The organism is Streptomyces sp. HUAS ZL42 (assembly GCF_040782645.1).
Classification (GTDB): Bacteria; Actinomycetota; Actinomycetes; order Streptomycetales; family Streptomycetaceae; genus Streptomyces.
The window spans coordinates 6,330,486-6,343,485 of record NZ_CP160403.1 but is presented as its reverse complement, the minus strand read 5'-3'; the positions used below and the strand labels follow the sequence as shown (position 1 = coordinate 6,343,485).

At 70.0% G+C, this 13,000-nt stretch carries 10 protein-coding genes; all 10 read right to left on the bottom strand.

Features of this window, described 5'->3' with window-relative positions; all coding sequences use genetic code 11:
• Window positions 1–17 precede the first annotated feature (17 nt).
• The gene (locus tag ABZO29_RS28965) at window positions 18–620 is read right to left on the bottom strand and encodes a hypothetical protein (protein WP_367323106.1); all 603 of its coding nucleotides are present in this window, start codon (window positions 618–620) and stop codon (window positions 18–20) included.
• Between the two features lie 67 nt (window positions 621–687).
• Window positions 688–1,974, bottom strand: coding sequence for a glutamate-5-semialdehyde dehydrogenase (locus tag ABZO29_RS28960; RefSeq protein ID WP_367323105.1), 1,287 nt, complete (start codon window positions 1,972–1,974; stop codon window positions 688–690).
• An 82-nt stretch (window positions 1,975–2,056) separates the two neighbouring features.
• On the bottom strand, window positions 2,057–2,515 hold the full coding sequence (locus ABZO29_RS28955; protein WP_367326281.1) for a hypothetical protein: 459 nt from the start codon (window positions 2,513–2,515) through the stop codon (window positions 2,057–2,059).
• 142 nt (window positions 2,516–2,657) lie between these two features.
• Window positions 2,658–3,764: a glutamate 5-kinase gene (proB, locus tag ABZO29_RS28950; protein ID WP_367326280.1), complete on the bottom strand. Its 1,107-nt coding sequence runs from the start codon at window positions 3,762–3,764 to the stop codon at window positions 2,658–2,660.
• A 565-nt stretch (window positions 3,765–4,329) separates the two neighbouring features.
• Window positions 4,330–5,553: a glycosyltransferase family 2 protein gene (locus ABZO29_RS28945; protein WP_367323104.1), complete on the bottom strand. Its 1,224-nt coding sequence runs from the start codon at window positions 5,551–5,553 to the stop codon at window positions 4,330–4,332.
• Window positions 5,554–5,787: 234 nt separating this feature from the next.
• Window positions 5,788–7,917 (bottom strand): hypothetical protein, encoded by a 2,130-nt coding sequence (locus ABZO29_RS28940; RefSeq protein WP_367326279.1) that lies wholly within the window; start codon window positions 7,915–7,917, stop codon window positions 5,788–5,790.
• A gap of 189 nt (window positions 7,918–8,106) precedes the next feature.
• Window positions 8,107–9,606, bottom strand: coding sequence for an SDR family NAD(P)-dependent oxidoreductase (locus ABZO29_RS28935; protein ID WP_367323103.1), 1,500 nt, complete (start codon window positions 9,604–9,606; stop codon window positions 8,107–8,109).
• Between the two features lie 225 nt (window positions 9,607–9,831).
• The gene (locus ABZO29_RS28930) at window positions 9,832–11,034 is read right to left on the bottom strand and encodes a hypothetical protein (protein ID WP_367323102.1); all 1,203 of its coding nucleotides are present in this window, start codon (window positions 11,032–11,034) and stop codon (window positions 9,832–9,834) included.
• 129 nt (window positions 11,035–11,163) lie between these two features.
• Window positions 11,164–12,600, bottom strand: a complete 1,437-nt coding sequence (gene obgE, locus ABZO29_RS28925; RefSeq protein ID WP_367323101.1) for a GTPase ObgE — start codon at window positions 12,598–12,600, stop codon at window positions 11,164–11,166.
• A 136-nt stretch (window positions 12,601–12,736) separates the two neighbouring features.
• Complete coding sequence (gene rpmA / locus ABZO29_RS28920; protein ID WP_023550764.1) at window positions 12,737–12,991, bottom strand: 50S ribosomal protein L27; 255 nt, start codon at window positions 12,989–12,991, stop codon at window positions 12,737–12,739.
• Window positions 12,992–13,000 lie beyond the last annotated feature (9 nt).

The following is a 13,000-nucleotide window of genomic DNA, read 5'->3' as shown; positions in this document are numbered from 1 at the left end:
AGGAACGCCGGGGGCGTTCAGGGGGTGCGGGGGATCACGGAGACGGCTGGCTGGGAGTAGTCGGCGGACGCCGAGGGGGCTCCCGCGCCGCCCTGTTCCAGGCCGGTCGAGGCGGGCGGGGGAATCTGGTCCCGGCTGCCCGAGGAGGCGCCCCGGTAGACCGCCGCGAAGGCCAGCGCGACCATGCCTATGCCCATCACGAGGGCGAGCATCCAGGCGACGGGGCGATGCCAGCGGACCTGTTTGCCGTACGGCCCCGGGGCGCCGTAGGGACCTTCCAGGACGTCGGTGTCGTCCAGGTCGTCGAAGTCGGGATCATGGCCGAAATCGCCGTGTCCGTCGGGGCCGTACCCGTCGTCGTACCGTTCGCCCCTGCCGCGGGCCCGGCGGGCCTCGGCCTCGGAGGCCTCCGCTCTCGCCTGCGCGGCGGCCAGGAGACGTTCGACGGCGGTCGGCTCGTGCACCACGGCCGCCCGTACGAAGGCCTCGTCGAAGACCACGGAGGCGAACTCTTCGTCCGACACCCCGCGGTCGTGGTCGTCGTCGGGCTCCCAGCCGTCAGGGAACGGCGTGCCCCCCACGTCCTCCGGCACGGATCCAGAGTAGACCTGGGGGGTCATTTTGGGCAGACGGTATGGAAATTCATCCGCCTGGTGGGACGTGTTTTCTGCGCTGCGGACGTCGGGCTCAGCGCCGCACGTGCCCGTCCCCCGTGACGATGTACTTGGTGCTCGTCAGCTCCGGAAGGCCCATCGGGCCACGGGCGTGCAGCTTCTGCGTGGAGATGCCGATCTCCGCGCCGAAGCCGAACTGGCCGCCGTCGGTGAAGCGGGTCGAGGCGTTGACCGCGACGGTCGTGGAGTCGACCAGCTGGGTGAAACGGCGGGCGGCCTGCTGGGAGGTGGTGACGATGGCCTCGGTGTGGCCGGAGGTCCACAGCCGGATGTGCTCCACGGCCTTGTCGAGCGAGTCGACGACGGCGGCGGCGATGTCGTACGAGAGGTACTCGGTCTCCCAGTCCTCCGTCGTCGCCTCGACGACGGTCGCCTTGGAGTCCTTGGCGTACGCCATCACCCTGTCGTCGGCGTGGACGGTCACACCGGCCGCCGCGAGGGCGTCCAGGGCGCGGGGCAGGAACTCGGGGGCGATGTCCTGGTGGACCAGGAGGGTCTCGGCGGCGTTGCAGACGCCGACCCGCTGGGCCTTCGAGTTGATCAGGATCTCGACGGCCATGTCGAGGTCGGCCTGGGCGTCGACGTAGACGTGGCAGTTGCCGGTGCCGGTCTCGATGACCGGGACGGTGGACTCCTGGACGACCGTGTTGATCAGCGAGGCGCCGCCGCGCGGGATCAGCACGTCGACCAGGCCCCGGGCGCGCATCAGCTCGCGCACGCTCTCGCGGCTCTCCCCCGGCACGAGCTGGATGGCGTCCGCGGGCAGCCCCGCCCCGCCGACGGCGTCGCGCAGCACGCGCACGAGGGCGGTGTTCGAGGTGTACGCCGAGGACGAGCCGCGCAGCAGCACCGCGTTGCCGGACTTCAGGCAGAGGGCGGCCGCGTCGACGGTCACGTTCGGACGGCCCTCGTAGATGATCCCGACGACGCCGAGCGGGACACGGACCTGGCGCAGGTCGATGCCGTTGGGAAGGGTGGAGCCACGGACGACCTCGCCGACCGGGTCGGGCAGCGCGGCCACGTCGCGCACGTCGGAGGCGATCGCGCGGACCCGCTCGGGCGTGAGGGTGAGCCGGTCGATCATGCCCTCGCTGATACCGGCCTCGCGGGCCTTGGCGACGTCCTTGGCGTTGGCCTCGACGATTTCGCTCGTACGGACCTCCAGGGCGTCGGCGATGGCGAGCAGCGCGTCGTCCTTGGCGGCCCGCGGCAGCGGGGCGAGGTCGGCGGCGGCGGCCTTGGCGCGGTAGGCGGCCTGGGTGACCGGGGACATCGAGTCGTACGGCGAAAGCGTGGTCATGAGGGAAGGGTAGTGCGCCGGACGGGGGCGTCCACCGTTCATCCCAAAACCCGAGACAAGCCCCGCAGACCGCGCATACCACTCAATAGGGATGAACTCCTACAGGAGTCGCCGGTGCGGGCCCGTATCCCTCCGCGATGCGCTGGTGGTACGTCTGGCGGTCGATGACCTCCAGGCCGACGATCTCCCAGGGCGGGAGCCCGGCGGTCTGGCGGTGCTCGCCCCACAGGCGCAGTGCGACGGCGGCCGCGTCGTGCAGATCGCGGGCCTCTTCCCAGTACCGGATCTCCGCGTGGTCGTTCGCGTAGCGGCTGGTCAGCAGAAAGGGGTGGTCGTGGGCGAGCTGTTCGAGGGCGCGCCGCACCTCCTTCAGCGGAGCCTCCTCGCCGGAGACGCTGAGGGTGACGTGCCACAGACGGGGCAGGTCCTCGGGGCGCTCGTCGCGGTGCCGCTCGCCGGCCGCGACGCTCGTCAGGGCGCGTTCCTCGCCGGCCGCGCGGGAGGGGGACCCACCGCGGGACGCCGCCGCCCCAGGGCGCACTCGTCTCACGACGGCCTCCTTTACCCAACGGTCGAGCAGTGCTCGTGCGGAATGTGTCCCTGAGACAAAGTTGAGCAGGCGGCAGGCCGTCGTGTGGCGGTTTTGCCCAACGTCCACCAGCGGGGGCGGATGTTTCGACCTTTTACGGGTGCAGGACCACCAGGTCGTCCCTGTGTACGACCTCGCGTTCGTACGCGGGGCCCAGCTCACGGGCCAGTTCCCGGGTGGAGCGGCCGATCAGCTGGGGGATCTCCTTGGCGTCGAAGTTGACGAGCCCGCGGGCCACCGCGCGCCCGGTGGCGTCCCGCAGTTCGACGGGATCGCCCGCGCTGAACTCGCCCTCGACGGCGGCGATGCCGGCCGGCAGCAGCGACTTGCGGCGCTCGACGACCGCGTGCACGGCCCCGTCGTCCAGGGTCAGGGACCCCTGCGGGGTGGAGGCGTGCTGCAGCCACAGCAGCCGGTCCGCCGAACGCCGGCGGGCGGGATGGAAGTAGGTGCCGGTGTCGTTGCCGGACAGCGCGTCGGCCGCGTGGATCGCGCTGGTCAGCACCACGGGGATGCCCGCGGCGGCCGCGATCCGGGCGGCCTCGACCTTGGTGACCATGCCGCCGGTGCCGACGCCCGCCTTGCCCGCGCTGCCGATCTCGACGTGCGCGAGGTCCTCGGGCCCCCGGACCTCCGCGATCCGCGACGTGCCGGGCTTGGCCGGGTCGCCGTCGTACACGCCGTCGATGTCGGAGAGCAGCACCAGCAGATCGGCGTGGACGAGGTGGGCGACGAGGGCGGCGAGGCGGTCGTTGTCGCCGAAGCGGATCTCGTCGGTGGCGACGGTGTCGTTCTCGTTGACGACCGGGAAGGCGCCCATGGCGAGCAGCTTGTCCAGGGTGCGGGAGGCGTTGCGGTGGTGGGCGCGGCGGCTCATGTCGTCGGAGGTGAGCAGGACCTGGCCCACGCGGACGCCGTAGCGGGCGAAGGAGGCGGTGTAGCGGGCCACCAGCAGGCCCTGGCCGACGCTGGCGGCGGCCTGCTGGCGGGCGAGGTCCTTGGGGCGGCGGCGCAGGCCCAGCGGGGCGAGGCCGGCGGCGATGGCGCCGGAGGAGACGAGGACGATCTCCTTCTCTCCCCCGCTGCGGCTCTTGGCGAGGACGTCGACGAGCGCGTCGACGCGGTCGGCGTCCAGGCCGCCGGAGGCGGTGGTCAGCGACGAGGAACCCACCTTGACGACGATCCTGCGGGCCTCGACCACGGCCTGCCTTGCCCCTGACACCTTGCTGTCTGTCCCCTCGCGTAGGTTCGGCTGCCCCGCCTGGCAATCTACGCGAAGCGGGTCGTGCGGCGCGCGCCGGTCCAGCACGCGGACGGTGTCCGTACCGGGGGTTCGCGGTGGTCCGGCACTGCAGCCGACGCGCGGGGAGCCACGCAACCCGACGCTGACGGGGCGCCGCCCGCGGATGCCTGCAGCGGGCAAAACCGGCTATCAGGCACCCGGCACTGCAGCCGACGCGCGGAGAGCCACGCAACCCGACGCTGACGGGATGCCGCCCGCGGATGCCTGCAGCGGGCAAAACCGGCTATCAGGCACCCGGCACTGCAGCCGACGCCCGGGGAGCCACGCAACCCGGCGCTGACGGGGTGCCGCCCGCGCCCACCCGTGCCGCCCCAGGCGGCACGCATGCCCGCGGACTGGCGGGGTGGCGGGGCGCCGCTCGCCCGCGGATCGACGGGGCCTGAGTACCACGCGCGCCTGCGGATCGCCGGGGCTGAGTACCACGCGCGCCCGCGGGCCGACGCACAGGCTGGGCGTCTCTCCGTCAGGCCGCCGCCGCACCCCCCGGTGTGACCGGTGGGCGGGACGGGAGGGCGCGGCGTATCTTGCGGGCCGCGCGGCGCAGGAACGAGGTGGTTCGGCCCTCACGCCAGCCCAGGAAGGCCTGGGCCTCGCGGGGCTCGGCGAGGTAGACCCAGTCGGGTATGCGGGCCCGCTTGGAGCGGAAGTGGGGGTACACGAGGTAGACCCGGCTGCCCCGCTTCTCGAGTATGGCGGCGGCCTGCCGCTTGGCCCGGACGAACTCCACGACGTCCTTGAGGAGGTCGGGACGCTGCTGGGCCACCAGGTGGAGGCGCAGTCGCTCGTGGACCTTGAGGCGGTGGGCCACGCCCTCGTTCCAGTGGGCGTCCATCAGCGGCTTGGCCAGCGCGAGCTTGTTCTGCCGGACCTCCTCGGTGTCCCGCAGGAACACGGGCCCGAACTGCGGCAGCACGGTGACGAGGAAGGGGCGGACCATCAGTACGTCGCGCTTGGAGCCGGCCGGGACCATCCGCTCGAGCAGCCCCATCAGAGCGCGCGCGGAGTCGAAGCGCAGGGTGTAGCTCCCGCTCTTGGTCACGTGCTTGCCGTCGTCGCGGCCCACCAGGTAGTAGCAGGTGTAGTCGGCGACCACGGAGACGCCGTCGGCCCGCAGGTAGGCCTCCATCGTGAACAGCGCGTCCTCGCCGGTCCACAGGGACTCGTCGAAGCGCATGTTGTGGCGTTCGAGCAGCTCGCGGCGGAAGAGCTTCTGGGCGCTGAGCGTGAACTTGATGTTGGAGGAGTAGACGTCGGTGCGGTCCAGCGTCTTGCCGAACATCGACTTGGGTGCGCTGCGGTTGACCCCCTCGATCCTGCCGAGGACGACGTCCGTGCCGTTCTTGTCGGCCATGGCGACCATCCGCTCGAGGGCCTCCGGCCCGAGCCGGTCGTCGGCGTCGAGGAAGAAGACGTAGCGGCCGGACGCCTTGCCGAGGCCGACGTTGCGCGGGCCGCTGGGGCCGCCGGAGTTCTCCTGGCGGATGACCGTGACGGGCATGGGGGCCCGGGCGGCGAACTCCTCCAGGCAGTCTCCCGTGCCGTCCGTCGAACCGTCGTCGACCGCGATGACCTCGATGCGCTCCGGGGCGAGGGTCTGTGCCTCGACGGAGGCCAGGCACTCGACCAGGTACGGCATCGCTTCGTACGCCCCGATGATCACGCTCACATCAGGCTGCGCCACGGTCACGTTTCCCCCTCGTCACGGGATGTTCCTCCCGTGTCTGCTCATTGGATATCTGGTAGACGGGCGATGTGCGCAAGCGGTTGCCTCACGCATTTCGTGATCCGCATCACAGGCGAATTCGAGGAGGTCACGGTAGGCGAGCACGGTAAGAGACGGGGTAAGTAGCGTGGACGCAAAAGGAGTTCGGCCCCGAGGATCGCTCCTCGGGGCCGAACCGGTGCTCAGGTCGGAAGGGCGTCAGCCTGCCGCCACGCCCTCCCCCTCGCCGGCCACCGCCACGGGTGTCTCGGGTGTCTCGGGTGTCTCGGCCGCCTCGGGGCCCGTGGGCACCGGGGTCGTCAGCGCCGCTTCGCCGGCCGCGGCCCGCGACTCCTGGCCGACGTTGCGCGCCTCGGATTTCAGCGCGAGGTTCGCGACCGCGGTGTTGAACCGGTCGATGGACGTGGGCTCGTCCGGGCCGAGCAGGTACCGCTTCAGCTCCGCGCGGTCGTCCGCCAGGGTGTCGGCGGCCGGGTCGCGTACGGCGTCCAGCAACTGGCCCAGTTCGGCGGCGCTGTTGGAGAGGATGACGGCCGCCCGCACCGCGGTGTTCTGCCGCCTGAACTCCTCCACACCGATCCCCGCGGAGTCGGTGACCGCGTACGGCTTGCCGCTCGCGATGAAGTCGGAGACCACGCTGGAGATGTCGGAGACCATCGCCTCGGAGGCGTTGAAGCAGTCGTACAGGCGCGGCTCGGCGCCCGTGATGACGTGGTGCTCCCAGGCAGGGAAGGAACGCCAGTACGCGTCGTTCCACTGGGCGCGCAGCCTGGCGACCTCCTCGTGCTTGCGGAGGTCGACCAGCCCGTCGCGGGTCGCCACGGCCTCGTCGCTCTTCGCGTCCGGGACGATGGACAGCTGGGCGAGGCGGGCCTCGATACGGGCCATCTCGGCCTTGGCCTTGGCCTGCTCCGCCGCGTCGGCCTTGAAGCGGGGGTCGGCGGCGCGCTCGGCGGCGGCCTTCTCGACCAGTGCGGTGATCCGGCGGTGCGCGGCCCCGGCCGGGCGGCTGCGGGTGCCCGTGAAGGGGTGCGGCTTGTAGAGGACGCGGACCGGTGGGTCGGCCTTCACCAGCTGCTTCACGATGTTCTCGCCGGCGAGCAGGAGGGACGTGTTGCCCGGGTTGTCGTCCCAGCCCTCCCAGGTGGGCGCGTACAGGACGGTCGGGCAGTAGCCGTCGCCGGCCCCGCCGGGTCCCTCGGGGACGCCCTTCCAGGGCTCGATCGGCGCCAGCTGCGGGCGGCCGACCTCCACGATGTCGTCGTCCCGGACGCCGACGTCGGCGATGGCGTAGCGGTCGCGGCCCGCCCGGCCCGCTGTCCACACCTCGTCGTACACCTTGCTGAACGGGTTGACGCTGGCGGCCTTGTCGCTGTCGCCGTGGCCGATGAAGACGTGCTTCATGGTGGGCACGCGCAGCATGTGGATGTTCTTGCCGACGTTCGCGGGGTAGAGCGTGACGCGCACCGTGGACAGGTCCAGGTTCATCAGGTGCACCCCTCCGGGCACGCAGATGACGGGGACCGTGGTGGGTGCCAGGTTCTGGATGATGACGCGCTCGCGCAGCAGGATCAGCGGCCGGGTCTCCAGCTGCGCCATGGTCTCCAGCCACATGTTGACCTGGTACGCGGAATCCTTGGAGCCGGAGAAGTACAGCACCGTCTCCGGCCGGTACTCGCGAAGCCAGGCGCTGGCGGCGGCCAGCACCTTGGCGTCGTTGGGCGGGATCCGGTTGCCGCGCAGGTACGGCACCAGCGCCAGGACGTACGCCGCGCCCAGGACCAGCGTGACGCCCACCCCGGCGAAGCCCGCCACATCGGCGTCCGTGAGCGCCCAGACCAGCAGCCCCGCGACGGCCGCGACGTCGAGGTGGAGCATCTTCTCCCCGGAGCGGTTCATCAGCCAGCGCGGCGGAGCGTCCGGAATCCGGATGCGGGAGGCCAGATCGACGTTGCGGGTCGCGACCGGCATCTCACGGCGGTTGTTGATCAGGGTGGTGAGCGCGCCCTGCGGGGCCTGGAGGCCGAAGAAGACGATGAAGCAGGCGAGGGCCGCGTAGAAGACGGGCTCCTCCGAGAGGTCCAGGCGAGCCAGCAGCAGGACCAGGAGCAGCTGCCGGATCAGGAAGCGGATCGACAGACCGGCCCGCACCTTGCTGAGGCGGTTGAGCAGGTAGCTGCCCTGATTGTGCAGATAGGTGTCCGCCAGGTACGTCACAGCGGCGGCGGCCGCGAAGGCGGGGACGCTCGGGACGAGCGCGGCCACCATGACGCCGGCGAAGCCCAGCATCATGAGGACCGCCGCGGCCAGCTCGGCCGCACTGCCCACCCGGGCGACGCGAATAGCGGTGGTTATCACGGAGAACCTGCTCTGGGAGGGGTGCTGGTTGGCAGATGTCGTAAAGTCCGGAAAATACCTTGTGCGGGGTCTGGGAATTTTACGGACTCAGGCCTCTGTGAATGCTCCACCAACTGGGTGCCACAGAGGCCTGAAATTCAGATGCCGATTTGCAGTGGATTATGCCATGCCGTCCTGACGGTCCAGGACGCTGGCCAACGCGTGCTCGAAGCCCGACGCCCTGCTCGCGTCGGCCGTCGGATCCTGCTGACGGACGTCGATGACATGGCCGGTGAGCTCGGAAAGCAGCACGTCAAGGGAGGTGCGGGCCACCGCCTCGGAGGAGAGCAGGGTGCCCGCCGGCTCGTGTCCGAAGGCCTTGGTGCGCATGGGGGTGGCGGTGCGCTCCGGGTTGATGCAATTCACCCGAATGCCGTCACCCGCCCACTCGTCGGACAGGGCCTGCGTCAGGTTGACCATCGCCGCCTTGGTCGAGGAGTAGAGGCTGTACTCGGCGCGTCCACGGGTGTAGCTGCTGGAGGTGTACAGCAGGAGTTGACCCTTGGTCTCCGCGAGGTACTTGTAGGCCGAACGGGCGATCTGCACCGGGGCCAGGTAGTTGACCTTCAGCGCTTCCTCGATGGTCGCGTTGTCGGTCTCGGCGAGTTTGCCGATGCGCAGTACTCCGGCCGTGTTGACGACGTAGTCGATACGCCCGGTCTCGGCGTATGCCTTGGACAGCGCGTCGTCCACCTCCTCCGGGTTCTCCACGTGCGTGCCGGTCGTGGAGCGGCCCAGGGCGTACACCTTGGAGCCGTAGGACTCCGCGAGTTCGGCGATGTCCTTGCCGATGCCGTACGAACCGCCGAAGACGACGACCGTCCTGCCGGTGAGCAGCTCGCGGTAGGCCTCCTCGCCGTTCTGCGCGGGCGCGGCGGTGGAGCCGAGCTGGAACAGCTTGTCGGCGATGAAGACGTCGACCGGCTGAGTGACCTTCATGTTGTACTCGTCGCCCGCCACGACGTGGATCGGCACGTCCGGCAGGTAGCGCAGGACGACGGTGCAGTCGTCCGTGGCCTGGAAGTTGGGATCGCCGGCCGCGATCTCGTAGGCACGGCGGATCGTGGACAGCCTGAACGCCTGCGGGGTCTGGCCGCGGCGCAGCCTCGAGCGGTCCGGGATCTCGGTGATGAACTCGCCGTCCTCACCGTGCGTGCGGGTCACGATGATGGTGTCGGCGGACGGAATGGCGACGTCGACGGCCTGGTAACGCTCCAGCGCCGCAACGCAGTCGTCGATGACGCGCTGCGACAGCAGCGGCCGTACGGCGTCGTGGAACAGGACGTTGAGGTCCTCACCGTCGGCCAGCCCTTCGCCCAGGGCGGCGATGGCGCGCTCGGTCGTCTCGTTCCGTGTGGAGCCGCCCTCGATGATTCTGGAGACCTTCTTGAACCCGGCCTTGGCGACGATCTTCTCGATGTCGGGCACATACCCCGGCGCCATCAGCACGATGACGTCGTCGACGGAGTCGGCCTTCTCGAAGGTGGTCAGGGTGTGCTCGATGACTGCCTTGCCGGCGATCTTCAGCAGCTGCTTGGGGATCTGAAGACCCACGCGCTGACCGGTACCGCCGGCCAGGATCACTGCGGTGGTACGGGGCTTGGCTATGTTCTGGGACACAGGTGACCTACCTTGGGGCGACAGGGAACGAGGAAATGGTCCCACTTACGGTTACCGCAGTGCAAGGTGAGCGCCGTCCGCTGCATATGTGCGCGCAACCTGTCATTCACCTTGCACCCCTGGTGATTGCTTAGAGGCGGAGAGACCTTCCCTGGATGCTGCAGGAAATTGCTGTGAGTAACTCCACAGACTCCATGATATTGCCGAGAGTGACGCCACCCGGGCTCAGCGCAGCCCGAGCCGCCTGAGGCAGCGATGCCCGAGTACCTTCACCAGTTCCCCGGACGTCGTCTGGTGAACGGTGCGCGACCCGGCCGGGGCGGTGGGCCCCAACGGGCCCGCGGCGACCGCCGCGAGCGCCCCGTACAGGGCCTGAGCAGCCACTTCTGGCGCGATCTGCGCCTCGGCAGCCGGCTGCACGCACGGCGCCGTGACCGGCTCCGGTACGGCTGACAGGAGCGCCGTGTCGCCGATGACGCGCACTCCCATGGCCTCGATTCGCCCCGCCATCTCCGCGCCGATCGCGGCGGCGGCCTCGTTGGCCCATTGCGGGGTCGAGATCTTCACATCCCGGGACGTGGGACTACACGTGTTCTTCATATGCATGACTGCGCCGTTACGGACGAGTTTCGAATACAACTCGTCAGGGAGCCCATTACCACGGAATTCTTTGTTGAGGTTCCGCAGCATTTCGGTCTCGGCGAGAGTGAGCGAACGATTCGCCGAGTCCGGAACGGGTTGCAGGAGATTCCCGGGCAGGCCGAGGAGCGCCTCGAAGGTGCGCATCAGACCGCCGCGGTCGCGGTCGTCGACCACGACGACGGTGATCCGCTCCGCACCGACCACCCCGGCCCAGCGCTCGACGAGCCGGTCGTGCCGATGCCGGTGCCAGAAGCTGGGGTTGGGCTTCTCGTACGGGGGCTTGCGGAGCATGTGCTCCAGCCAGTCCTCGTATCCCATGCGCAGACCGTTCTGCACGTACTGCTGCCACTGCGAGGGCATGATCTTCACCAGCGGTCGCAGGGTGACCAGGACATGCACCCGCTCCACCCCGCCGAGTTGCCCGACCACCCGGGCGACGGTCGCCTCGTCCGGGGCGTCGGCGAAGAACTCGCTGCTGATCACGGAGGTGCGGTCACCGGTGGTGTTCAGCTGCCCGAGGAGCCGCGTCCAGTGCCGGTCGGTGGGCACGGTGTCGCCGATCATCGCGGGCCGGGCGCAGGCGGCCAGGACGGCCGACATGGGGTGCCTGCTGTCCGCCGGGACCTCGACACCGTGCGCCGTCAGCCTGTCCTTCGCCGCGAACAGGGCGCCCTGGATCGCGGTGGTCCCGGTCTTGTGGGGGCCGATGTGCAGCAGGCGGGTGCCGGGGGGCAGCGGGGCGGTGCCGTTCACCCCGAAGTCGTCTCTCGTACAGTCCGTCTCCATGGTCAAAGGACGGTAAGAGGTGTTCCTGAGACTGCGCTGAGAGTGGCCTGGGGCACAGATGAGTCCCAGGCTCCCGTCAGGCTCCGGGGTTCCTCGGAATCGCTCGAGGATCAGAAAGGCCCGAAGGAATCAGAAGGGCTCGAAGTCGTCGAACTCCTGTGCCGCCTCGTCCCGTTCGGCCTGGCGGTCCTTGCGGCGCTGGGCCGCGGGCCGCGGGGCCTCGAAGCGGTGGTCCTCGCCACGGCGGCCGAGCATCTCGGCGCCGGCCATGACCGTGGGCTCCCAGTCGAAGACGACGGCGTTGTCCTCGGGCCCGATGGCGACGCCGTCACCCGAACGGGCGCCCGCCTTCATCAACTCCTCCTCCACGCCGAGGCGGTTGAGCCGGTCGGCGAGGTAGCCGACGGCCTCGTCGTTGTTGAAGTCGGTCTGGCGCACCCAGCGTTCGGGCTTCTCGCCGCGGACGCGGAAGAGCCCGTCGCCCTCGAGCGTGACGGTGAAGCCGGCGTCGTCCACGGCCTTGGGCCGGATGACGATCCGCGTGGCCTCTTCCTTCGGCTTCGCGGCCCGCGCCTTGGCGACGAGGTCGGCGAGCGCGAACGACAGCTCCTTGAGCCCGGTGTGCGCGACCGCGGACACCTCGAAGACGCGGTAACCGCGCGCCTCGAGATCCGGCCGCACCAGGTCGGCGAGGTCCTTGCCGTCCGGTACGTCGATCTTGTTCAGGACGACGATGCGGGGACGGTTGTCGAGCCCGCCGTACTCGCGCAGCTCCGCCTCGATGACGTCGAGGTCGGAGACGGGGTCGCGGTCGGACTCGAGGGTGGCGGTGTCGAGGACGTGCACGAGGACGCTGCACCGCTCGACGTGCCGCAGGAACTCGAGGCCGAGGCCCTTGCCCTGGCTGGCGCCGGGGATCAGGCCCGGGACGTCGGCGATGGTGTAGACGGTGGCGCCGGCGGTCACGACACCCAGGTTCGGGACGAGGGTGGTGAACGGGTAGTCGGCGATCTTCGGCTTGGCGGCACTGAGCACGGAGATCAGGGACGACTTACCGGCGCTCGGGTACCCGACCAGCGCGACATCGGCGACGGTCTTCAGCTCGAGGACGATGTCCTGAAGATCCCCCGGCTCGCCGAGCAGCGCGAAGCCGGGCGCCTTGCGGCGGGCGGAGGCCAGCGCGGCGTTGCCGAGGCCGCCGCGGCCGCCCTGGGCGGCGACGTACGAGGTCCCGTGGCCGACGAGGTCGGCGAGGACGTTGCCCGCCTTGTCGAGGACGACGGTGCCGTCGGGCACGGGAAGGACGAGATCCTGCCCGTCCTTGCCGGACCGGTTGCCGCCCTCTCCCGGTTTGCCGTTGGTCGCCTTGCGGTGCGGGGAGTGGTGGTAGTCGAGAAGGGTGGTGATCGACTGGTCGACGGTGAGGATCACGTCACCGCCGCGCCCGCCATTGCCGCCGTCGGGCCCGCCCAGCGGCTTGAACTTCTCACGGTGGACGGAGGCACAGCCGTGACCTCCGTTACCCGCGGCGACGTGCAGCTCGACGCGGTCCACGAAGGTGGTCATGGTGGGGTGCCTCCAGAGACGTACGGAAAGTTCTCTTGCGTAACAAGCGAAAGGCGGACCCGCCTTCCCGAACGGGAAGTGAGGTCCGCCTCGCGAAAGGTTCGGTCGAAGCCGTGAATCAGGTGATTCAGCTGATTCAGGCGACCGGAACGATGTTCACGACCTTGCGGCCACGGTGGGTACCGAACTCCACCGCACCGGCCTGCAGCGCGAACAGCGTGTCGTCGCCGCCACGGCCGACGCCGGCGCCCGGGTGGAAGTGGGTGCCACGCTGGCGGACCAGGATCTCACCCGCGTTGACGACCTGACCGCCGAAGCGCTTCACGCCGAGCCGCTGGGCGTTGGAGTCGCGACCGTTCCGGGTGGACGATGCGCCCTTCTTGTGTGCCATTTCTCCTCA